This is a genomic window from Cutibacterium sp. 37298, assembly GCF_023838685.1.
GTDB classification, from domain to species: Bacteria; Actinomycetota; Actinomycetes; order Propionibacteriales; family Propionibacteriaceae; genus Cutibacterium; species Cutibacterium acnes.
In genome coordinates this window covers 49,053-71,602 of the sequence record NZ_JAJNRJ010000003.1, presented here as the reverse complement: position 1 = coordinate 71,602, position 22,550 = coordinate 49,053, and the positions used below count along the sequence as shown (strand labels likewise).

General features: G+C 60.7%; 19 protein-coding genes and 1 pseudogene. 11 read left to right on the top strand and 9 right to left on the bottom strand.

What is annotated here, in order from left to right; genetic code table 11:
* Positions 1 to 47: 47 nt before the first annotated feature.
* Positions 48 to 269 (bottom strand): hypothetical protein, encoded by a 222-nt coding sequence (locus LRP59_RS08975; RefSeq protein ID WP_002519606.1) that lies wholly within the window; start codon positions 267 to 269, stop codon positions 48 to 50.
* Here LRP59_RS08975 and LRP59_RS08970 point away from each other — a divergent pair.
* The 7 genes from LRP59_RS08970 to metG all read left to right on the top strand — a co-directional run bounded on the left by LRP59_RS08970 (position 178) and on the right by metG (position 8,798).
* Positions 178 to 1,248 carry a BMP family protein gene (locus tag LRP59_RS08970; protein ID WP_156190656.1) on the top strand — a complete coding sequence of 357 codons (1,071 nt, stop codon included), beginning with the start codon at positions 178 to 180 and terminating at the stop codon, positions 1,246 to 1,248. The genes LRP59_RS08975 and LRP59_RS08970 overlap by 92 nt on opposite strands.
* A 135-nt stretch (positions 1,249 to 1,383) precedes the next feature.
* Positions 1,384 to 2,973, top strand: a complete 1,590-nt coding sequence (locus tag LRP59_RS08965) for an ABC transporter ATP-binding protein (protein ID WP_002514734.1) — start codon at positions 1,384 to 1,386, stop codon at positions 2,971 to 2,973.
* The gene (locus tag LRP59_RS08960; RefSeq protein WP_002514733.1) at positions 2,970 to 4,241 is read left to right on the top strand and encodes an ABC transporter permease; all 1,272 of its coding nucleotides are present in this window, start codon (positions 2,970 to 2,972) and stop codon (positions 4,239 to 4,241) included. The genes LRP59_RS08965 and LRP59_RS08960 overlap by 4 nt, the downstream gene beginning before the upstream one ends.
* Positions 4,238 to 5,596 (top strand): ABC transporter permease, encoded by a 1,359-nt coding sequence (locus tag LRP59_RS08955; RefSeq protein ID WP_002514732.1) that lies wholly within the window; start codon positions 4,238 to 4,240, stop codon positions 5,594 to 5,596. The genes LRP59_RS08960 and LRP59_RS08955 overlap by 4 nt, the downstream gene beginning before the upstream one ends.
* A gap of 1 nt (position 5,597) precedes the next feature.
* On the top strand, positions 5,598 to 6,011 hold the full coding sequence (locus LRP59_RS08950; protein WP_002514731.1) for a cytidine deaminase: 414 nt from the start codon (positions 5,598 to 5,600) through the stop codon (positions 6,009 to 6,011).
* Positions 6,008 to 6,910 (top strand): ribonuclease H, encoded by a 903-nt coding sequence (locus tag LRP59_RS08945; RefSeq protein WP_002514730.1) that lies wholly within the window; start codon positions 6,008 to 6,010, stop codon positions 6,908 to 6,910. Before LRP59_RS08950 ends, LRP59_RS08945 begins: the two co-directional genes overlap by 4 nt.
* A gap of 82 nt (positions 6,911 to 6,992) precedes the next feature.
* On the top strand, positions 6,993 to 8,798 hold the full coding sequence (gene metG / locus LRP59_RS08940; protein WP_187361753.1) for a methionine--tRNA ligase: 1,806 nt from the start codon (positions 6,993 to 6,995) through the stop codon (positions 8,796 to 8,798).
* A gap of 1 nt (position 8,799) precedes the next feature.
* Here metG and LRP59_RS08935 read toward each other — a convergent pair whose 3' ends face one another.
* The 3 genes from LRP59_RS08935 to LRP59_RS08925 form a co-directional block, all read right to left on the bottom strand.
* Positions 8,800 to 9,432: a 3'-5' exonuclease gene (locus tag LRP59_RS08935; RefSeq protein WP_002514728.1), complete on the bottom strand. Its 633-nt coding sequence runs from the start codon at positions 9,430 to 9,432 to the stop codon at positions 8,800 to 8,802.
* A 287-nt stretch (positions 9,433 to 9,719) separates the two neighbouring features.
* On the bottom strand, positions 9,720 to 11,423 hold the full coding sequence (locus tag LRP59_RS08930) for an MFS transporter (RefSeq protein ID WP_002533562.1): 1,704 nt from the start codon (positions 11,421 to 11,423) through the stop codon (positions 9,720 to 9,722).
* A gap of 30 nt (positions 11,424 to 11,453) precedes the next feature.
* On the bottom strand, positions 11,454 to 12,107 hold the full coding sequence (locus LRP59_RS08925; protein WP_002522136.1) for a uridine kinase: 654 nt from the start codon (positions 12,105 to 12,107) through the stop codon (positions 11,454 to 11,456).
* A 186-nt stretch (positions 12,108 to 12,293) separates the two neighbouring features.
* On the opposite strand from LRP59_RS08925, the gene LRP59_RS08920 reads away from it, so the two are divergent.
* A complete protein-coding gene (locus tag LRP59_RS08920) occupies positions 12,294 to 13,967 on the top strand; it encodes a class I adenylate-forming enzyme family protein (protein ID WP_002514725.1) in 1,674 nt (557 codons plus the stop codon).
* A gap of 31 nt (positions 13,968 to 13,998) precedes the next feature.
* Here the strand turns inward: LRP59_RS08920 and LRP59_RS08915 are convergent, their stop codons facing one another.
* A complete protein-coding gene (locus LRP59_RS08915) occupies positions 13,999 to 15,675 on the bottom strand; it encodes a phospho-sugar mutase (RefSeq protein WP_002514724.1) in 1,677 nt (558 codons plus the stop codon).
* Between the two features lie 26 nt (positions 15,676 to 15,701).
* Entirely contained in the window at positions 15,702 to 16,514 is an 813-nt protein-coding gene (locus LRP59_RS08910) for a purine-nucleoside phosphorylase (RefSeq protein WP_002514723.1), read from the bottom strand.
* A 187-nt stretch (positions 16,515 to 16,701) separates the two neighbouring features.
* Here LRP59_RS08910 and LRP59_RS08905 point away from each other — a divergent pair, with 187 nt between their 5' ends.
* Positions 16,702 to 18,081 (top strand): NAD(P)H-quinone dehydrogenase, encoded by a 1,380-nt coding sequence (locus LRP59_RS08905; protein ID WP_002514722.1) that lies wholly within the window; start codon positions 16,702 to 16,704, stop codon positions 18,079 to 18,081.
* 38 nt (positions 18,082 to 18,119) lie between these two features.
* Here the strand turns inward: LRP59_RS08905 and LRP59_RS08900 are convergent, their stop codons facing one another.
* The 3 genes from LRP59_RS08900 to LRP59_RS08890 are packed head-to-tail and all read right to left on the bottom strand — an operon-like array spanning position 18,120 to position 20,964.
* Positions 18,120 to 18,845, bottom strand: a complete 726-nt coding sequence (locus tag LRP59_RS08900) for a hypothetical protein (protein WP_002533400.1) — start codon at positions 18,843 to 18,845, stop codon at positions 18,120 to 18,122.
* A gap of 56 nt (positions 18,846 to 18,901) precedes the next feature.
* Complete coding sequence (locus LRP59_RS08895) at positions 18,902 to 20,671, bottom strand: biotin carboxylase N-terminal domain-containing protein (RefSeq protein WP_002514720.1); 1,770 nt, start codon at positions 20,669 to 20,671, stop codon at positions 18,902 to 18,904.
* Between the two features lie 35 nt (positions 20,672 to 20,706).
* Positions 20,707 to 20,964: a hypothetical protein gene (locus LRP59_RS08890; protein WP_002533401.1), complete on the bottom strand. Its 258-nt coding sequence runs from the start codon at positions 20,962 to 20,964 to the stop codon at positions 20,707 to 20,709.
* Between LRP59_RS08890 and LRP59_RS08885 the strand changes: the two are divergent.
* Both LRP59_RS08885 and LRP59_RS08880 read left to right on the top strand, forming a co-directional pair.
* Positions 20,926 to 21,439 (top strand): annotated as a pseudogene (locus LRP59_RS08885) (NUDIX hydrolase). The gene LRP59_RS08890 and the pseudogene LRP59_RS08885 overlap by 39 nt on opposite strands.
* Positions 21,436 to 22,434 carry a magnesium transporter CorA family protein gene (locus LRP59_RS08880; protein WP_002514717.1) on the top strand — a complete coding sequence of 333 codons (999 nt, stop codon included), beginning with the start codon at positions 21,436 to 21,438 and terminating at the stop codon, positions 22,432 to 22,434. Before LRP59_RS08885 ends, LRP59_RS08880 begins: the two are co-directional and overlap by 4 nt.
* The last annotated feature ends 116 nt before the right edge of the window (positions 22,435 to 22,550 follow it).

Here is a 22,550-nt window from a genome sequence, read left to right as displayed (position 1 = left end):
CTTGGGGCCAGTTTGACCGTTAAGGTGTCGATTTCTCCACGAAGGGGTTACAGTTTTATGGCCCGATCGGCGACACATGCCCCACGGGTTTTCCACCGTTGGATCATCGTCTGCTCCAGGAGGCAGTCCGTGAAGAAGTTACACCTCGCTATTCCCGCCGTTTTCGCTGCCGCAGCCTTGTCACTGTCGGCCTGCGCGCAGGCTCCGGACGCGTCCACGGGCTCCTCGGCGGGTTCCTCCACGTCTGCTGCTGGGAAGGACAACTCCAACTCCGGTGAGTTTAAGGCCTGTATGGTCTCCGACTCTGCCGGTTTTAACGACAAATCCTTCAACGAGACCTCTCTTCAGGGCCTCAACAAGGCTGCGAGCGATCTCGGCGTGAAGACCGCCAAGGTTGAGTCGAAGGACGATAAGGACTACGCCACCAACCTGCAGTCCATGGTGGACGCTAAGTGCTCGATCATCATCTCCGTTGGGTTCCTGCTCGAGAAGCCCACCCTCGCTGCTGCCAAAGCAAACCCGAACGTCAAGTTCGCCATCGTTGACGACAACCCGGCGAATCCTCCTGAGAACCTTAAGCCGCTGATCTTCAACACTGCCCAGTCTTCCTTTGAGGCCGGCTACCTGGCTTCCGCACTGACCAAGACAGGCAAGGTTGCCACCTTCGGCGGTATGAAGATCCCGACCGTCACCATCTTCATGGATGGTTTCTCCCAGGGCGTTGACTACTACAACAAGCAGAAGCACAAGTCGGTTCAAGCTATTGGTTGGGATGTCAAGAAGCAGGACGGTCAGTTCGTCCCGCAGCCCAACCCGTTCCAGAACGTCTCTGGTGGCAAGGCCACTGCTCAAGCACTACTCAACCAGGGTGCCGACATCCTTCTGCCGGTGGCGGGCAATGCTGGAAACGGCGCGCTGCAAGCTGTGAAGTCCTCGGGCGGAAAGGCCAATGCCATCTGGGTTGATGGTGATGGCTGCAAGACCCAGCCGGCCTACTGCTCGAATATCATCACCTCGGTGTTCAAGGGTATGGATGTTGCCGTCTTCGATGCGGTTAAGGCTGCCAAGGACGGCAAATTCGACAACAAGCCGTACGTCGGCTCCCTGGAAGACGGTGGCACCGGCCTGTCCCCGTTCCACGAGTTCGACTCCAAGATCCCCGCTGACGTTAAGGACGAGCTGAAGATGATCAAGGACGACATCAACTCCGGCAAGATCACAATCACCTCAAAGGCCCAGCCTAAGTGAGTCTGAGCGCGAACTCAGTTCGCTCAGCCGCTGTGCGGCCAACCACGTGAGACGACGACGCGCCGACTTCCTGTGGAGGTCGGCGCGTCGTCGGCGCACGCGACATCAGGGACCAGACGTGGAAGGATCTGCCCCGTGACCACCAACACCACCGTCGCCCCACCCGGTGACAATGCACCCCTCAAAGATGGGCTGAGCCTGCGCGGCGTCACGAAGAGATTCGGGACCCTCACGGCCAACGACCACATCGACCTCGACATCGTTCCCGGGCGAATCCACTGCTTGCTCGGTGAAAACGGTGCCGGCAAGTCAACCCTGATGAACATTCTGTACGGCTTGCTGCCTTCCGATGAAGGGCAGGTCTACATCGACGGGGTGGAGCAACACTTCGATAATTCCAAGCAGGCCATGGCGGCCGGTATTGGAATGGTTCACCAACACTTCATGCTCGTCAACGTATTCACGGTGGCTGAGAACATAGCGTTGGGGCGGGAAGAATCGACCGCTGGCATCCTGTCGATGCGACGGGCTCGCGCAAAGGTGCGCGAATTGTCTGATCGCTACCACTTTGACGTCCATCCAGACTCGGTCATCGAGAACCTGCCGGTTGGCGTCCAGCAGCGTGTCGAGATCCTGAAGTCCCTAGCCAACGACGCTCAGTACCTCATCTTTGACGAGCCCACTGCTGTGCTTACCCCACAGGAAATCGACGAGCTCATGGCTGTTATGAAGACCTTGCGTGATGAGGGCCGGGCCATCGTTTTCATTACCCACAAGCTGCGTGAGGTTCGTGCCATCGCTGACGACATCACTGTGGTCCGACGCGGCCGCATCGTAGGCACGGCCAGCGCGGACCAGTCCGAGGCCGAACTTGCTGAGATGATGGTGGGACGGGTCGTCAAGCTCGTCGTTGATAAGGACGAGGCTAAGCCGACCGGCTCTCGCCTGGACATCAAGGACCTCACCGTGGCTGACGACCGCGGATCAGTCGTTGTCGACGGCGTGTCATTGTCCGTCGCGGGGGGTGAGATTCTCGGCGTCGCCGGAGTACAGGGTAATGGTCAGACGGAGCTTGCTTCCTCCCTGCTCGGACTCATGAAGCCGACGGCGGGAACGATCCGCATTGATGGCAAGGACACCACTGGAGCGGCCCCCGCCAAGGTTATTGAGGCCGGACTCGGATTCGTGCCTGAGGATCGTCAGCGGGACGGTTTTGTTGGCGAGTTCTCCATCGCTGAGAACCTCGTGCTGAATCAGGTTGGCGCGTACTCCAAGCACGGTAACCTTCAGCTCAAGCGGATCGCTGACAATGCACGTGACCGTGTCGAGGAGTTCGACATTCGCACCCCGTCGGCTTCGTTGCCGGTGTCCTCATTGTCGGGCGGTAACCAGCAGAAGGTCGTGTTGGCGCGCGAACTTTCGCGTTCGTTGAGTGTTCTGGTGGCTTCTCAGCCCACCCGCGGTGTCGACGTCGGTGCTATCGAATTCTTGCACAAGCGGGTGGTCGAGGAGCGTGACAACGGCACAGCGGTGCTCATCGTCTCCACTGAGCTTGACGAAATCGAGGCGCTATCGGACCGCATTGCGGTGATGTACCGCGGTCGCATCGTTGGCATCGCACCGGCGGGAACTCCCCGCGATGTTCTCGGCCTCATGATGGCCGGATTCAGTTATGACGAGGCGTGTGACAGCGTCGCCAAGGGACACAAGGAGGTCTCGGAATGAGCACTGAATCCCCGAAGCCCACTGCGTCGAAAGAGGCCACCTCTCCGACGGCAGCTACCGCTTCCCAGACTGAGGCTACCTCGCACCGTTCCTTCCCCTGGAATGATCTGTGGGTGACGGTTGCAGCATTTGTGCTGGCTTTCATCGTCTCGGCCATCGTTATGGTGGCCGCTGATCCCGCGATCAACAAGGAGTGGAGCTACCTGTTCTCTCGTCCTGACGCTTTGAGCGACTCGTGGGCTCAGATTTCTTCGGCCTACGCGGCCCTGTTCCAGGGAGCTTTCGGATCCTGGCAGGCTCTTACTGCGACGACGGCCCAGTCGGCCCCCCTCATTTGTGGCGGTCTTGCCATTGGTCTGGGTTTCAAGGCTGGCCTGTTTAATATTGGTGGTCAGGGTCAGGCGATTGCCGGAGCAACATTGGCCGCTTGGGTTGGGTTTAATTTCCACTCCTTGCCGCTGCCGGTTCATCTGTTTTTTGCAGTGATTGCCGGATTCATTGGCGGAGCGATCTGGGGTGGCATCGCTGGCATCCTCAAGGCCCGCGCTGGAGTCAACGAGGTCATCGTGACGATCATGCTCAACTACATTGCTGGTGGTCTGCTGGCTTGGTTGCTGACGACCAAGGCCTTTCAGATGCCTGGCCGTACCGACCCGATCGCCCCTATTGTCGACTGGAACGCCACGTTCCCGCGGATGGCCGGATCTCAGTTGCACCTCGGATTCTTCCTGGCCCTGCTGCTTGCCGTGGGCACCTGGCGGCTGCTTGATCGAACTCCTTTGGGCTTCCAGATCCGTGCGGTCGGATCCAATCCGAATGCCTCGGCTACCGCTGGTATGAATACCAACTCCATTATCGCGTGGACGATGATTATCTCCGGCGGCTTGGCCGGTATGGCAGGTGTCGAGGTGGCGTTGGGTCCGATCTCCGGTGCCACTCCAACTCAGCTGTCTATCGGTCTGGTCGGAACCATCGGCTTCGACGCCATCACGGTGGCCCTATTGGGTCGTTCTAAGCCGCTCGGCATCGTTCTTGCTGGCCTGTTCTGGGGCGCTATGAACCAGGGCGGTTTGCGTATGCAGGCCATGACCCAGACCTCCTTGGACCTCGTTCGGGTCATCCAGGCGGTGATCGTCATGTTTGTGGCCGCTCCGATGCTGGTCAAGACGGTCCTGCCCTTCCTCACAACGCGCAGAGAAAAGCGCACTAAGAAACGTGACCGTGGGCCGGTCCCAGCCGACACCACCACGAAGGGAGCCCTGGCATGAGCCCAGCATCGCGTTTTCCCCGGCCTACCACCTCTGATATCACCAAGACCGGTATCGAGCTCCCCGCTGAAGCCAGCGAGGCCCTCGATAAGGAACTGGAGTTTGAACAGGTGGAATCGCGTGAGGCCCGTACGCATCGACTGTCCACGGGCGTACTCATCGGCATCATGGCGTTGGTGCTGTTTATTCTGCTGACCACAACGTCAGGCGAGGCGCGTTTCGCCTTTACTGACGCCCTCGCCGGGAAGGAATTGGGCACTATGAGTGTGTCTGGGTTCCCGGTTGTGCTCGTTAGCGCTATTGCGTGTTTGCTGGCGGCTGGGGCTTTCTTTATGGGGCGCAGCCGTCACACTCTCACGGTTACTGCCGGTGTCGTCGCCGGAATCGCCATCATCGTCGGGTTCCTGAGCTGGGCTGCTGCCGGACGTGGCTTGCCATTCCAGGTCGCAGGCCAGCTTCAGGGCACCTTGTCTGTGGCCACTCCGCTAGTCCTCGGCGCACTGTGCGGCGTCATGTGTGAGCGTGCTGGCGTCGTCAACGTCGCTATCGAAGGCGAGATGCTCACGGCAGCCTTTGCGGCAGCCCTCGTCGGATCCATCACGAAGTCTATTTTTGCCGCCATTGTTGTAGGGATCGTCGCGTCTGTGCTAACTGCCGCGTTGCTGGCTGTCTTTACCATCAAATATTTTGTCGACCACGTTGTTATGGGCGTGGTCGTCAACCTTTTTGCATCTGGTCTAACGGGCTTCTTCTACACCCAGTTGCTTTCTCCGAACGCCGAGGAATACAACACGGCACCGATCATGGAAGCAGTCGCGATCCCGGGGCTGTCGAAGATTCCGTTCTTTGGCCCGATTTTCTTCGACCAGACTGTGTTGGTGTATATCGGGTTCCTCTGTATTCCGCTGGTGTGGTTCCTGCTGTGGCGCACTAAGTGGGGGCTGCGAGTCCGGTCTGTTGGCGAGCATCCCGAGGCCGCTGACACTGTGGGTATCTCGGTTGCTGGAGTGCGCTGGTCAGCAGTGCTCGTTGGTGGCGTTTTTTCTGGCCTGGGTGGCGCTTACTTCACGATTGGTACCGTCGGGTCATTTTCGAAGGACATCACGGTGGGTAACGGCTTCATCGCTCTTGCCGCTCTCATCATGGGCCGTTGGCGTCCAGGTTTGGCCGCCGTCATGGCGCTGTTTTTCAGCTTCGTAACCCAGCTGTCCACCGAGCTGTCGACGATCAGCGCCCCGATGCCCTCGCAGTTTCTGCTTATCTTGCCGTACATTGCGACGATCGTTGCTGTGGCCGGTCTGGTTGGCAAGGTGAGGGCACCGGCCTCCGATGGCACCCCTTACATCAAGGAGTGACGTGGACGTCGACTGGGACGCGTTACGCTGTCGAGCTCACGAACTGACGAAACGAGCTTACGTGCCGTACTCCCACTTCCCAGTGGGAGCAGCCGGGCTTGCTGAGGATGGTCGCGTCGTCGTCGGATGCAATGTGGAAAACGCTGGTTATGGCGTCACCTTGTGTGCAGAGTGCGGGCTTATCAGTGACCTCGTGGCCGGGGGTGGTGGGCACCTTCTCGCCTTCTGCTGCGTGGACGCTATGGGTGAGACGATCATGCCGTGTGGGCGTTGTCGCCAACTGCTGTGGGAACATGGTGGCCCGACGATGCTCATCGACACTCCAGCCGGGGTGCAAACGATGACCGAGGTGCTACCGCAGGCCTTCGGCGTCGACAACCTTGATCGTGTCGCCAACCAGCAGGAGAAGTCATGATAGTGGCCGCAGCTGACGGGTCCTCCCTCGACAATCCGGGGCCAGCCGGCTGGGCCTGGTATATCGACGACGACACCTGGGCTGCCGGCGGTTGGCCACGCGGTACGAATAACATGGGTGAGCTCAAGGCCGTTCTCGACGTTTTGCGCGCCACTCGTGACGCCAACGAGCCACTGACGATCTTGTGTGACTCTCAGTACGCCATTAACTGCTGCACGAAGTGGATTCCGGGATGGAAACGTCATGGATGGCGCAAACGTGACGGCAAGCCGGTACTCAACCGGGACCTCCTCGAGCCCATTGATGAAGAGCTCGACGGCCGTGACGTCACCTTTGAGTGGGTGAAAGGGCACGCTGGCCATGCTATGAACGAGGCCGCCGATCAGCGTGCTCGCGCCGCCGCCACGGCCTTCCGCGACGGCACGCCGGTCGATCGCGGGCCTGGGTTCGGCGGGGTCGACCGAAGACCGCAGTCGCAAGAAGATGTGCCGAGGCCCGGGAACGGTGATGAGCAAGAGCGGTTGTTTGATCTACCCGAGCGCCCTGTCACTCCCGACCAGGAGCTTATCGGCATCCTCACCGACAAAGAGCGCCGCTTCCTGGAGACTGATGCGATCGCCCACCGCAGCGCTTTGGAGGAGCTTGCCGCCCCTGACTTCATCGAACATGACGGGAATGGCCGACTGTGGACGCGAGGTCGGGCTTTGGCCGACATGCCGGTCCCCGAGGTGAGGGCCAGTATTGAGATTCTCGGAATGGTAAGGACTGGCCCACAGGACGTCCTGCTGCGGTGGCGGGCACGGGCAGGATCTCGGGTCAGCGTGCGGGTTTCGCTATGGCACCGCGACCCAGATAGGGGCTGGCAGTTGAGGTTCCACCAAATCACCCCGGTGCGCTGACAAGTTGCTCGGGTCATGAACCACGATGACCTCGATCGGTACATAGCATCGACCTACGCTGCTTCAATCGTTGACATCCTCGATGTCGGCTACCGATAGAGTTAACCTCATGTGTGCCAACGTTCTTGCCGCCGTCGCGTGGCCCTACGCTAATGGGCCTCGACATATCGGCCATGTTTCCGGATTCGGTGTCCCCTCTGACGTCTTTGCCCGGTACATGCGAATGTCGGGCCACCGAGTCCTCATGGTTTCCGGCTCGGATTGTCATGGCACCGCTATTTCAGTCAAGGCTGATCAGGAGGGCGTGACGGCTCAGGAGTGCGCTGAGAAGTACCACCGCATCATCGCGGCAGACTTGCAGGGGCTCGGATTGTCCTACGATCTGTACACGTCGACGCTGACCGACAACCACGCTCACGTCACCCAGGAGATCTTTACTCGCCTCCACGAAAACGGCTACGTCGTCAAGAGGTCCGAGATGGGGGCGTTTGAGTCATCGACCGGACGTACCCTTCCGGACCGTTACATTGAGGGCACCTGCCCGGTGTGTGGATACGACGACGCCCGCGGTGACCAGTGCGACAACTGTGGCCGTCAGCTCGACCCGGCCGACCTCATCGGCCCCAGGTCAAAGACCACAGGGGCCGCTCCCGAGTTTCGCGAGACCGAGCATTTCTTCCTTGACCTTCCTGCTCTGGCCGAGTCGTTGGCATCGTGGATTGACACTCGCACCGATTGGCGTCCGAATGTCTTGAAGTTTTCCCACAACCTGCTTGAGGAGTTGCGTCCGCGCGCTATTACCCGCGATCTCGACTGGGGCATTCGCGTGCCGGTAGAAGGCTGGCAGGACAACCCGATGAAGTCGATCTACGTGTGGTTCGACGCTGTTATCGGATACCTGTCTGCCTCGATTGAGTGGGCGCGCCGTATTGGTAGGCCTGATGCGTGGCGTGAGTTCTGGAATGACGAGGACGCTCGTTCGTACTACTTCATGGGCAAGGACAACATCGTGTTCCACTCGGTCATTTGGCCCGGCATCCTGTTGGGTACAAATGGGCGTGGCGATAAGGGTGGCGAGCCATCCGAGGAACTTGGAACCCTCAACCTTCCCACCGAGATTGTTTCCAGCGAGTTTCTGACGATGAGTGGTTCAAAGGTGTCGAACTCTCGTGGTGCCACTATTTTTGTCGGAGATTTCCTGCATGAGTTCGGTCCCGACGCCCTGCGCTACTTCATTGCGGTTGCCGGTCCGGAAAATCAGGACACGGACTTCACCTGGGAAGAGTTTGTCCGCCGGGTGAACTTTGAGCTCGCCAACGAGTGGGGCAACCTCGTTAACAGGTCGATTTCGATGGCGTTCAAGAATTGCCACGAGATTCCGGCTGCTGGTGAGTTGACAGACGCTGACCGTGAGTTGCTGGATGCCGCTGCTGCTGGGTTTGACACCGTGGGCGGGTTGCTTGCCCACGCCAGATTCAAGGCGGCTATTACTGAGGCGATGAGGATCGTTGGGCTAGCTAATGCCTATATCTCTGCTGAGGAACCGTGGAAGCTCAAGGACAATCCTGAGCGTCGTGACACCGTGCTGCATGTGGCTTTGCAGGTCGTGAGTGACGTTAACACCATGATGACCCCGTTCATGCCTCATTCGGCGCAGAAGATTTATGAGGCCCTTGGTGGTGAGGGTGTGTGGGCGGCCCAGCCTGAGCTCATTGAGACCGATGGGGCACCGATCCTCATGGGGGATTACGCCACCGAGCAGGCGTCATGGGGCCGTCATGAAATCACGGTAGGTACTCCGCTGTCTAAAACTTCGCCCATCTTCCGGAAGCTCGACGCTAAGCTCGCCCAAACCGGTCCGCAATGGGCCCCGGTCAACCCGCAGTGAGTCAGCTTGCCTGCGCCCGTCTCTGTAACTCGCAGACGATGAGGGCGCAGGCTTCGGCGTCGGAGTCGGCTCGATGATGGTTGAGCTGGTAATTCGGGGCACAAGCGTGAAGCACCGTGGGGAGCTTGTAGTTGGGTAACCCCGGGATGAGGCGCTGCGCTGTCCGATACGAGCAAAAGAACGGTGCGGGCAGGGTGGTGGTGCCGAAGTGCTCGTCAAGCTGTCGCCACACCCGGGAGTCGAAAGCGGCGTTATGGGCGTATACGGTCACCCCATCCACAAAGTGGGAAACGGTGTCGGCAATGTTGGTCCAGCTGGGGGCGTCCGCGACGTCGGCTGCAGAGATGCCATGCAGATAGGTGAACTCAAAGGAGTCCCACCCCTTGGGCGGACGGATTAAGGTGTTCAACCTGTCGACGATCTGTCCGTCACACACCTTCACCATGGCCACCTGGCAGGCCGATACTCCGCCCATTCGGTTGGCTGTCTCGAAGTCCACCGCGACGAAACTCGGCTCGGCGATCTGCGAGGGGGAGGGGATGAAGAAGGACCGACGCTGAGTCCTCCGGGTCGACATGAAGCCTGCCGGTGTGGCGTTGCTCGCGCCTCGGTTGGGCCATTTCTGCAACGCCATGTGTACCTCCGCTTTACCCCTCTTGTTTTCCTGTCCTCGGAAAGCGACTGGCGTCAGAATAGTTCCCACCTGCGACACTGGCGATCCCCTACAGCGGCGTCGGTAGGGTTTGGTTGACGTGACGTCGGGCAGTGGTGCTGTCAATTGAGGCAGTGTGTTGGCAACGCCAGCAGCTCGAGGGAAATCGCTCAGTGCACTGCTGCATTTACTGGAACATTTCGGTGCACATGAATGCAAGATACGTGGGGATAGGAGCTGTTCTCCTCTGGGGTACCGTTATGGCGCTGCTAGCCGACCTGCTTGCGTGCCTCGTGCCTCACCATGATCGCCCCGAGCAGACCGATGACCAGAAACAGCGACGACAACCCGATCGACCACGCTGCTGCGTGAGCGAAACCGGTCTCGAGGTTGCCGATGACGGCGTCGCGGGATTCACCGAGCGGGCGAATGAAGGGGCTGTGGGCAGACGCATGGCGAAGTCCTGGAATGGCCGAACCGGTTGAGTCCTCAGTGATGTGAACGAGCTTGTCGAGGACTCTGGTCGGTACTGCGCTGATCGAGGCCACCGCGTCGGGAATGGTGTGGTTCATGGCCGATCCCAGCGCCGTCCCGGCGATGGCGGCGCCGAAGGCCGAACCCAGCTGACGTACCGTCGACTGGGTGGCCGATCCTGCCCCGGATTGGTCGGCAGGAATGTCGTGCAACACCGTCGAGGTCAGCTGGGCCGAGGCGAGGCCGAGCCCAACACCGTAGACAATGAGAGTAAGAACAATCAGCCAGGTGGATCCCTGCACACCGACGACCCAGGCCAGCAGCCCGACGCCGACGACCTCGAGGGTCAGCCCGAGGACGACCACCCCGGTGGCACCCATCCTCGCGGCTAGGTGACGTGCCGACGCCCCGGAGAAAAATGCACCCAAGGCCATTGCGGCGAGCACGATCCCAGTACGTACCGTCGAGAGACCAAGCGAGTTCACTAGGAACAGCGGCAGTACGAATGTGAGGGAAAATTCGCCGATGGCCACTGTGGCGGCGGTGAGATTACCCCAGGAGAACGTCCCTACCCGGAACAGAGTCAGGTCAAGCAGAGCGTCGCGGTCAACCTTGGCGCGGTGATGCTCCCAGACGACGAATAGCATGATGAAAACCAGGCCGATAGCGATCGCCCACGGCACGGGGGACATCGACCAACTGGTCGGCCATTCCCACCCGAAAACTTTGAAGGTTTGTTTCTTATCCCACCACCCCAGGGTGGTGGCCTCAATGAGCCCAAAGACGAGCAGGCCAAAGCCGATGGCTGAGGTGAGTACACCGTCGACATCGACGCCTTTGTCAGCAGGTCTGCCGTGAGTCTGTGGCACCCATGTGGCAATTCCAGCCAGTACCAGCAGCCCCAACGGAAGGTTGACCCAGAAGATCCAACGCCATGACGCGTATTCAGTCAAGACTCCGCCCAGCAGTGGGCCGAGGGCTGCCATGCCACTCATGACGGCACCCCAGATGCCGAAAGCGGCGGCGCGATCCTTGCCCTGGAAGAGTGAGTTCACCGATGACAGGGTGGACGGCAACACGAGCGCGCCTCCCACACCCTGGACGGTACGCGAGGCGATGAGGGAGCCAGGTCCCGACGCCGTTGCGGCCAGCAGGGATCCTCCGACGAACAGGACCACGCCAGCTGTGAAGGTGGTGCGACGCCCGATCCGGTCGCCGAGACGGCCGGCTCCGAGCAGGAGAGCAGCGAAGATGACGTTGTATATGGCGTTGACCCACTGGGCGTCGGTGAGGTTCAGGTTGAGGGCCGAAATCATCGTCGGTAGGGCAACACCGACGATTGTGCCGTCCAAGATGATGAGGGAGAGCCCTGCAGCGAGGACGGCGAGGGCCTTCCAGCGCCCGGGGATGGGCTGGGCCGCAGTGGCGGCGAAGGTGGTGTCTGGCACGGCATTCCTTTCGACCCTGTCGACATTATGAAGGCGATGATCCATCGGCATCGGCCAAAAGGTTGAAAACCTCTCCTGCGTTCAGCCCATCAGGGCGGCGACAGTGGCACTTGCTCGCCTCATACTCATAGGTTGAAATCCCATGACGATAGCTCGTGACCGCAGTGCCGGTTCAGCCCGGCGTAAGGCGAGACCGCGACGGACCAACACGGGTGGAGACTTGCGATGCTGCCGCAAATCTCGGACGAGACGCCGGGCAAAGTTCAACCAGCGAGGCCGGTCCAACCAGATCGGTAGCACGTTGAGGCCCGCCTGCAGACATGGCTCCAGCAAGTCGGGGGCAAAAATCCCCTCCGCAATGACTGCCGGTGCGTCTCCAACCTCGACGACGTGGTTGCCGTCGGCTCGAGACCGTGAGATGTCGTAGCAAGGGACGACGGTGTGTCCCGTGGTGGCGAGTTCCCCGAGGGCTTCGACGGCGACCGGAAGATTCCAGGAGGCGACGTCGTCCCAGTCGACCATGTCGCGCACCACGGGTAATCCGGGTTCATCGTGATCTCGGTAGAAGTCGTCGAGGCGTAGCTCGGGTAAATCCGCCATATGAGTGAGATGAGATTTCCCGGATCCAGAGGGTCCTGCCAATAGGATGATCGTGCGCGCCACGGCTGCCGAGTCTATCGGGAATGCATAGGGAACGTACGCCGATTCGGCCCTTGCGGAAAAGCCATACGACATCCAAGCATCACAATGCCCGATGCTCTCATGACTCCATGAGGACCGCCCTAACCCTCGGGCGTGAGCTGGAGCGGTCGGGGTGACGAACAAACGCCAGCGTCACTTACCACCCACCACGCTGAGAAGCCGACCGTGACCGGCGTAACGTGGCAATTACGTTTAAACATTGGCAGAGAGGTGTCTTTCATGGGCTTTGATTCACAGCCGTTGCGCGCATACGTTGAACACGACTTCACCTATGTGGCAGGGCTGGAGCGTAACCTACACCGATTCGGCGATTCGCTTGCCATGATCGACCCGGCAACCGATCGCACCTGGACCTACCGTGAGCTGGCCGCTGACGTCGAACGGTTCGCCGTTGTGCTTTCGCAACACGGGGTCGGTCCCGGGGACACCTTTGCTTTCGAGCTGTTCAATACCCCGCAGTTCGCCATCTGTTACCTGGCCGCTCACCGTTTGGGGGCGGTGGGAACCGTCCTTAACTGTCGGCTCGCTCCCGGAGAATTGGCTTGCGCCCTGCGTGACGCCCGCCCGAAAGTGTTGGTCCACGACGCCGAGATCACCTCTCGAGTGCTGCCCGCCATTGCGGAGGTCGCCCCGGAGTCTGAGACCCCGACGCCCTTTCTCATCCAGGTGGCTCCGGCTGGCACCTCACCGGATCTGCCCGACGGCGCCGTCGACTTCGACACCGCTTTGTCCCAGGCCGATGGGAGGGCCCCGGATCGTCCGTCGAACCTCAGCACCTATGACGAGGTCATCCGTCTCTACACCTCAGGGACGACCGGCCTGCCGAAAGGTGTTCCGCTGCCGTCCTTCGTGGAGGTCATGAGCGCGCACGATGTCATCATGCACTTCCCGCTCACTCCACAGGACCGCACCCTGAACATGACTCCGTGGTTCCACCGTGGTGGCCTGCACTCTGGCGGTCCTAACCCCACCTTTTACGTCGGGGGATCGGTGGTGCCGATGCGCGAGTTCGACGCCGACACCGTGCTCGACTGGGTGGGCCGTTACCACATCACCTTCCTCATCGGCGCACCGACGGCCCTGGAGCGTCTGGCCCGCGCCCAGGAGAAGAATGCGCGTGACCTGTCGGGATTGAAGGGCATCGTTACGATGGGATCCCCACTTGACGCCGGCTCGGCCCGCCGGTATATGGAGGTTCTCACCCCCAACATCTCGAACGGGTACGGCACCACTGAGACCTTCTGGAACACCTTCCTGCGTCCCTTCGATCTGCCGGGAATGGCCGGTACAGCTGGTCGGGCCAGCACTGATGACGACGTCGAGGTGGTCAAGGTTTTTGACGACCGTATCGCTGAGCCCGACGAGCTGGCCGCCAAGGACGGCGTTGAGGTCGGTGAGGTCGCGATGCGCAGTCCCAAGTGCGGTATGTCCTACTCCGGCGAGACTGGCTCGAAGGATCCGAAGTTCCATGCCGGATGGTTCTACCCGGGTGACCTCGCGACTTGGGACGAGCATGAGTTCGTCACCATCGTCGGACGTAAGGACGAGATGATTATCAGCGGTGGTGAGAACGTGTTCTCAACCCAGGTGGAGTCCGTGCTGGAATCCCACCCGAGCGTCCTGGAGTCGATCGTGGTGGGTCTGCCTGATCCGGAATGGGGGCAGCTGGTCGTTGCCTACGTGGTGGCCGATCCTGACGCTGCTGCAGTGACAGCTGATGAGCTGGAGGCTCACTGCCTGGCTAGTGAGGACCTGGCCCGGTTCAAACGACCTCGCGCCTACCGCTTCGTTAACAAGTTGCCGATGACGCCGACGGGCAAGAAGAAGCATGTTGAGGCAACCGCTATGGCATGCCGGGAGGCCGACACATTCGTGCGTCCCCGTCATTACTGACGAGGACGCATCGTCCGGGTCGCAGGGACGCTCAGATTCCGAGAGCCTGGGACATCTCGTCTCGTAGGGTCGTCATGTCTGCGTCAAGACGGGCCTTGGTGGCTGACAGATCGGCGGCCGATTCCGCTGGGGCTGCGCGTACCTCGAGGTAGCACTTGAGCTTCGGCTCGGTGCCTGAGGGACGAGTGACGACGTGAACGCGAGGTCCGGTCAGCTCGATCGCGTTCTGCTGTGGTAGCCCGGACCCATTGCTGGGATCGTCGAGGTCGCAGACATCGACGCGATCACCTAGCAGGGTTGCGGGGGGCTGGTTGCGCAAGCGGTCCATGGCCTGGGAGATGATCGACATGGTGGTGACGCGCACCGCGAGCTGGGAAGTGCGGTGTAGACCATGGGTGGCCCAGATCTCGTCGAGACGTTCGGCTATGGTGGTGCCGGAGGCCTTGAGTTCACCGACCAGACGCAGGATCGTCGCCAAGGCGGTGATGCCGTCCTTGTCGGGTACGTGGGAAGGATCGCAGCAGTAACCAATGGCTTCCTCATAGCCGAAGACGAGTCCAGGCACACGGCCGATCCACTTGAACCCGGTCAAGGTCATGTGGTGTTCGCGTCCGGCAGCCTTAGCCATCCGTCCCAGACAGGTCGATGAAACCACCGAGTTGGCGTAAACACCGTCGAGACCACGACGCAGGGCATCGTCACCAAGAAGAGTGCCCAGTTCGTCGCCGGTAAGCATCCGCCAGTCCCCGTCAATAACGGCTGCTACGGCGCAGCGGTCGGCGTCGGGGTCAGAGGCGATAACGACGTCGGCGTCGTGCTTGCGGGCTTGAGCAATGGCCAGATCGATGGCGCCGGGCTCCTCGGGGTTCGGGAAGGCTACAGTCGGGAAGTCCGGGTCTGGATTGAGCTGCTCGGTCACCCCGATAAATTCGGGTAAGCCAGCCTTCTCAACGAGACGACGCACGACCCGTGTTCCGACCCCGTGCATGGCGGTATAAACCCAGGTGACGTCGGGATTGGCCGTAGTCAGCTTGGCGGCGCGACAGACATAGGCATCAATGAGCTCGTCGCCGATAAACTCAATGTCGTCACCGCGAACAATCGCACCCACGGGCTCTTCAGACGCGACCTCGATTTCGTGGGCAATCTCGGCGTCGGTGGGTGGAACGATCTGGGAACCGTCTCCCAGATAGACCTTGTACCCGTTATCAGCGGGAGGATTGTGGGAGGCCGTCACCATGACACCGGCAACTGCCCCATAGTGCTTAATAGCGAAAGCCGTCACCGGGGTCGGAATAGGGGAGTCGGCCAACAAGGCGTGGAAACCTGCCCCGGCCATGATCTCGGCGGTATCGCGGGCGAAGACGTCAGAATTGTGACGAGCGTCGAAACCGATGACGACGGTTCCTCCTCGGCTGCTGTGGGAGCGCAACCAGGAAGCGAAACCGGCAGCGGCACGCTGGACAACGACTCGGTTCATGCGGGACGGGCCGGGGCCGAGCGCCGCGCGTAGACCAGCGGTGCCGAAGGTCAATGGTCCGGCGAAGGCCGACTCCACCGCTGCGATGGCTTCAGCTTCACCAGACTGGGCGCGGACGAGCACATCGGACAGTTCGGTGCGCGTGGCCTCGTCGGGGTCTTGGTCGAGCCAGGACTGAACTTCTGCGACGAGTTCGGGGCTAAGCCTTTCAGGGCGGGTGGTGGTCATGGTTCCTCGATGGGCTGTGGGATGGATCAGATGGCAGCCGTGATATCGGCGAGAAGGCTAGCTAGTCGAGGGGCGGCCTGCTTGCCAGCAGCGATAACTTCGGCATGGTCAAGTGGGGCATCAGTGACCCCGGCTGCATGGTTGGTGACCAGGGACAGCCCGAGTAGGTCGAGACCGGCTTCGCGGGCGGCAATGGCCTCAAGGGCGGTTGACATTCCGACAAGGTCGGCGCCGATGGTGCGAGCCATGCGAACCTCAGCTGGGGTCTCGTACTGGGGGCCGCGGAACTGAGCGTAAACACCGGTTGGAGTGCCAGGAGCAACCCTCTCGGTGACCTCCAGCAGGTGTGGAGTCCACGCCGTCGACATATCAATGAAAGTGGCGCCGCGCAGTGGGGTGGCACCGGTGAGGTTGATGTGGTCACGAATAGCGACGATGGTTCCCGGGCCCCACGACGGGTCTAATCCGCCGCAACCGTTCGTGAGGATCATCGTGGTGGCACCTAGCGCGGCGACAGTGCGCACTCCGTGGACCACCGACTCGACCCCGCGGCCTTCATAAAAATGAGTGCGGCCAGTGAGGACAACGGCGGTCTTTCCGCTGGGCAGGGCCACGGCTACGAGGTCGCCGCCATGTCCGGCAACAACAGGTGCAAAGAATCCGGGCAGTTCACTCAGCGGGATCCTCCCAAGAGTCTTGCCCAGGCGATCAACTCCAGCAGACCATCCTGAACCAAGGACGAGGCCCATGTCGACGCTGGTCAGAGATAGGCGGGAACGGATGGCATCGGCAGCATTGCGGGCGATGGCCTGGGGGTCGGTGAACTCCGGTGACGTCATGGGGTTAACCCTAGAGGTTTTCGCTGTTTGGGAGTGCCAGCCCCGGCCATGTGCTGCGATTTTCGTCAGCTGGGATAGCCGTTTGGGGTGTTCAGTGTCGAAATGCGTGATGAATCGAGGGTTTCCTCACGCCGGAGATTTCTCTCGATGTCGACAGATGAGCCGTCGTGACTGAAAGAATGCCGCCATGACGTCTATGGTGATCATTGGGGCAGGGCCTGGAGGATACGAGGCCGCCAGCGTTGCGGCAGCTGGTGGCGTTGATGTCACTGTCGTTGAGGAAACTGGTATCGGAGGAGCTGCTGTCCTCACCGACTGCGTCCCGTCGAAAACCCTCATCGCCACCGCGGAGGTCACATCGACCTTGCGCCGCGCAGCTGAGCTCGGATTACGTCACACCGAGACGTTCGAGGTTGACCTCGACGCCGTTAACTCTCGGGTGCGTCAGCTTGCCCAAGCCCAGTCTGACGACATTAGCCGCGGACTGGAGCGCAAAGGAGTGCGGCTGATCAGCGGACGGGCGCGATTGGCGACAGGTGCTCCTGGTCACCTGCATCGGGTTGTTATCAACGACGATGAGACAATCGACGCCAACATTGTGCTGCTAGCCACCGGGACCACTCCGCGCGAGCTGCCCGCGGCCCGCTGTGACGGGGAGCGCATCCTTACCTGGAAACAGGTGTACTCGATGCGGGAGGTACCTGAACACCTCATCGTGGTGGGATCTGGCGTCACTGGTGCGGAGTTCGCGTCGGCCTACGATTCGTTGGGATGCCCAGTAACGCTGGTGTCGTCACGCGATCAGGTTCTCCCCGGCGAAGACCCCGACGCGGCCCAGGTGTTGCAGCAGGTTTTCGAGTCTCGCGGCATGGAGATTTTGTCGCATTCCCGCGCAGTTTCCGCGATCCGCGACGGGGACGCAGTCGTGGTCGGGCTGGAGGACGGTCGGACCGTTCGTGGATCTCACGTCCTTATGGCAGTCGGGTCGACCCCCAACAGCGCTGATCTCGGTTTGGAAGAGGTCGGTGTAGCTGTTGGTCCGCGCGGCCACATCACCGTCGACAAAGTTTCGCGCACCAACGTTCCCGGTATCTATGCTGCCGGAGACTGCACCGGCGTCTTCGCCCTGGCGTCTGTGGCAGCGATGCAGGGACGCATTGCAGTGTGGCACGCCCTGGGCCAGGCACTCCAACCGCTGGACTTGTCCTTGGTGTGTTCCAACGTTTTTACCTCTCCCGAGATTGCCACAGTTGGTGTGACGCAAACTGACGTCGACTCCGGGAAGGTGCAGGCAAGGTCGACTCGGCTGGACTTGTCGACGAACCCGCGTGCCAAAATGCAGGGGCTTCACGACGGTTTCGTCAAGCTTTTCTGCCGTCCAGCGACTGGCAACATCATTGGCGGAGTGGTCGTCTCACCGCGGGCTAGCGAGCTCATCCATCCCATTTCGGTAGCAGTAGCCGAACGCATACCCGTCGACGCTTTTCAGCATGACTTCACCGTCTATCCATCCCTATCGGGATCGGTTTCGGAGGCGGCACGCCGGTTGCAGACCTTCGTCGCGTGAATTCGCCCGTAGCCCCGGGGCGCGAGTATCCGGGCGGATCAGAAATCGTCAAAGAGAGCAGAGAATAGACCCAGCCCGACTAGGCCAAGACCGCCAACAGCGAGGCCGCTGATGACGGGGTCAGATTCGTAGCGGCGGTAGTATCCCTGTACCCACGGGGCATAGTCGGGGCCCGCCTGCCAGTAAGGCAGTTGGGCGCCATTGACGTCGACGGTACGAATCCATGGGGAACGACCCTGTTGAACGCGCTGGGCATCGGCGGCGCATGCGGGAACCTTGCGCGCCACCCCGCCGTCGGGCGAATACATGACGTCAGTCGTCGACGGGCCATGTGCCGGATCAAAGAAACACGGTGGACGCACCTCGGGGATCGGCTCACCGTTAGCGCGAGCTTGCACGCAGGCGATGGCGTGCCGCCCCTCCTCGAGGGTTTCAGTTACGAGCGGGATCGAGCGGGTGCTCTTGTCCTGGGCCATCAGTGTCTTGGCGCGGTCATAGCAATCAAGGGCCATATTCCAGTCCTTGCGACCGTCAGCCGATATATCCTTGCCAACCATTTCCATGTCGAGGTCTCGTAAGACCTCGCCGAAGGTGGTGACGTCCTCTTCTGTTTCCTGCCGCATCTGGGAGACCTTGGCCTGAATGGCTTTCGCCCGCTGAGCCTCCAACTCGCGGGACTGACGCTGGGCACGCATAAGTGATGTTGTCGTCGCCACGAGCCCCACAAAGAAGAGGAGGAACAGCAGCAGGAGGTTACCGGACATGATGACCAGAATGCCGCCTCGAAGCGACACTCACAAGCGAAACCATGTTCTGACCCTCACTCATCAACAATTTCACACATGATCTCACCCGAAGAGACCGCCGAGCCGACCGTGGCGTTGAGGTTGCGAATAATGCCGTGGCGATGGGCGGCGATGGGCTGCTCCATCTTCATGGCCTCCATGACGACGATCTGGTCGCCCTCGTTGACCTCTTCTCCCTCTACGACATTAACCTTGATGATCGTTCCCTGCATCGGGCAGGCCACCGAGTTGCCGGTTGCCGCGGCGCGTCGCCCGGCGCGATTGCGACGGGTGGGCCGGTGAGATTTGGTGCTGGGGACCTGACGAGCGCCGTGCAAGGAGGCGGGGATACGCACCTCAACTCGTTTACCGTTGACCTCGACGACGACCTCACGAGGAGGCTCGGAATCGGCAGACTCGCCCAGGGACCCGGTGTATGGCTCGATCTTGTTGTCGAACTCGGTTTCGATCCAGTCGGTAAAGACGCCGAAGTGGCCGTCGGCGGCAGTGAAAGCCGGGTCGTGAACCACCGCCCGGTGAAAGGGAATGACCGTCGGCATGCCGTCGATGACGATTTCGTCGAGGGCGCGAGCAGCTCGAGCCAGGGCTTGCTCACGGCTATCACCAGTGATGATGAGCTTGCCGATGAGGGAGTCGAAGGCACCCGGCACCGTCATGCCGGAATGGTATCCCTCGTCCATGCGGACGCCAGGGCCGTACGGTGGCTGCCAGGAGGTAAGGGTTCCGGGAGCTGGCATGAACCCCATCCCGGGGTCCTCAGCGTTGATGCGGAATTCGAAGGAGTGACCGTGCAGCTGCGGGTCCTCGGGCTTCAGGTGACCGCCTTGGGCAACATGGAACATCATCTGCACCAGGTCGACTCCGGCCACTTCTTCAGAAACAGGGTGCTCTACCTGCAGCCGGGTATTGACCTCAAGGAAGCTGATTGTTCCGTCTCGACCGACGAGGAACTCGCAGGTTGCGGCGCCGACATATCCGGCCTCCATGAGGATGGCGCGGGAGGACTCATAGAGACGGGTCCGTTGCTCGTCACTGAGGAAAGGTGCCGGGGCCTCCTCGACGAGCTTCTGGTGACGACGTTGCAGGGAGCAGTCGCGGGTAGAGATAATCTGCACGGTACCGTAGTGGTCGGCGATGCACTGGGTCTCGACGTGACGCGGCTTGTCCAGGTAGCGCTCGACGAAACATTCCCCACGTCCGAACGCGGTGACGGCTTCACGAACAGCTGATTCGTAGAGTGGGGTGATGTCGTCCATCGAGTGGGCGACTTTGAGGCCGCGTCCACCGCCGCCGAAGGCCGCTTTAATAGCAAGCGGCAGGCCGTGTTCTTTCGCGAATTGGACGACCTCCTCGGGGTCATCGACTGGATCAGCGGTGCCCGGGACGAGTGGCGCACCAACTTTTTGGGCGATGTGGCGGGCCTGTACCTTGTCGCCCAGGACGCGGATGGCATGTGGCGGTGGGCCGATCCATAGGAATCCAGCGTCGATGACGGCCTGGGCGAAGTCGGCGTTTTCGGAGAGGAATCCGTAACCAGGGTGAATAGCGTCGACCTCAGCGCGGCGGGCGACGTCGAGGGTCTTGTCGACGTCGAGGTAAGTTTGGGCAGGGGTGACGCCGTTGAGAGCGAAGGCCTCATCGGCGAGTTTGACGAACAGCCCCTCAGAGTCGGAGTCTGCGTAGACGGCCACGCTGGTGATGCCGACGTCCTTGGCGGCACGGATGATGCGTACCGCGATCTCACCGCGGTTCGCGACGAGTACCCGCTTGATGGTCCTATCCACAGTTCCTCCGATCGGCTTTTGGGGACGGGACGCCCTCACAGCGAGTCTAAGGGGTTGACGTACGTCGCATGGTCATTGTCCATCTCTTCTTCCCCTCGCCACCGTGTAGCGACGTTGATGTGGGAGCCCTGGAAAATCTCGTTCTGGTTGCATGGATGGCAGTGGGGATCTTGCTGACTAGCTTTGCCATAAATAGGTGGGGTAGTCGTTGTGGGTAATCGGAGACGACGCGCGAGGCCGCTAGCCTGATCGTCATGGCGACACCACAGTTCATCCTGGACCTGAGACGTCATATTGGTCATGCGCCATTATGGTTGGCCGGCAGTAGTGCGGTCGTGGTGCGTGATGGCCTTCGGAGGCCTCAGGTGCTGTTGGTGCAGCGGGCCGATGACGGGCAATGGACTCCGGTCTGCGGAATTATAGAGCCGGGGGAGAGGCCCGATGAGGCCATCCTTCGCGAGATCCACGAAGAGACAGGGGTAGTAGCAGAGGTCGTCCGACTAGTTCGGGTTAACGTGGCTGCCCCCCGTCACCTATCCCAATGGCGATCAGTGCCAGTTCCTCGACCACGACTTCTTGTGTCGGTGGGTGAGCGGTGAGCCCATGGTCGGTGACGACGAGTCCAGCCATACCGGGTTCTTCAGCATCGACCAGCTGCCCCCGATGGTGCCGCGTCACCGTCGGCGCATCGAGGCCGCGCTCAATCCTGCCGATACCGTCATCATGAGTTCGGACATGGTGAGCCCAGACATCCAGGAGGTCCGATGAGCCTTTCCCAACTCTCCTCCCGAGTGTGGCAGTACGGCAAGGTCATCGCAGAGTCGGTGCCTTTGGAGACCCTAAACGAGGAACTCTCCGATACCAGGACGCTTAGCTGGTACGATCTCACCGCTCCTGACCGTGAGGACATCGACATCTTGGCCGATGAGCTTAATCTGGACTTTCACACTGTTGAGGATGCCGAGGCTCCCGGTGAGCGCCCGAAGGTTACTCGCTATCCTGACCATCTCTTCCTCACGACCTACGCCGCGACCATTGGTGAGACCGATGATCCCAACAGTCGTTTGATCGTCTCGCGGGTTTCGGTGTGGGTGTTCGGGCACGGCGTCGTTAGCGTTCATCGCAACGATCTGCCAGAGATCGCGGAGGTACTCAACCGCCTCGACGCGAACCCGGACCTCGTCTCGAATGGGCCGATGGGTATCGTCCACGCTATTCTCGATGTCCTTGTTGACGGCCATTTCGATACCGTTCAGCATTTCGACGACGTGGTTGAAGACGTAGAGGACCAGCTCTTCGACGACTCCATCGATACCCAGCAGGTGCAACTTCGGGTTTACCGGCTGCGCAAGGAGCTGGTGCAGTTTCGTCGGATCGTGCTTCCGATGCGCGAGATCATCTCGACGATTTGTCGTCCGAGTAGGGAAGCTGTTGCTGTTCCGCGTGTCCTTGAGCCTTATTTCAATGATCTTTACGATCACTCCATGCGGGTGTCAGAGTGGTCCGACTCCCTGCGGGACCTGGTGGCGACGATTTTCGAGACGAATCTTTCCATCCAGGATGCCAAGCTCAACATCGTCATGAAGAAGCTGGCGGGTTGGGCGGCCATCATTGCGGTACCGACCTTTGTTACCGGGTGGTTTGGTCAGAATGTGCCCTTTTTGGGTGATGGACGACCCTTGGGGCTATGGATCTCTGCGGTGCTGGTCGTTGCGTCGAGTGTCCTCCTGTATTTGGTGTTCCGTAGGGAGGACTGGATATAAGCAGCGGGCGGGTGATTGTGCGTGCTTGCGGGGGGCGGGACGTGCGCCATGGAAGGGTGACGAACTGACGCGGCCGGTGCACGCTCGTGTCGAGGATCGTGGATGAACGAGGTGCG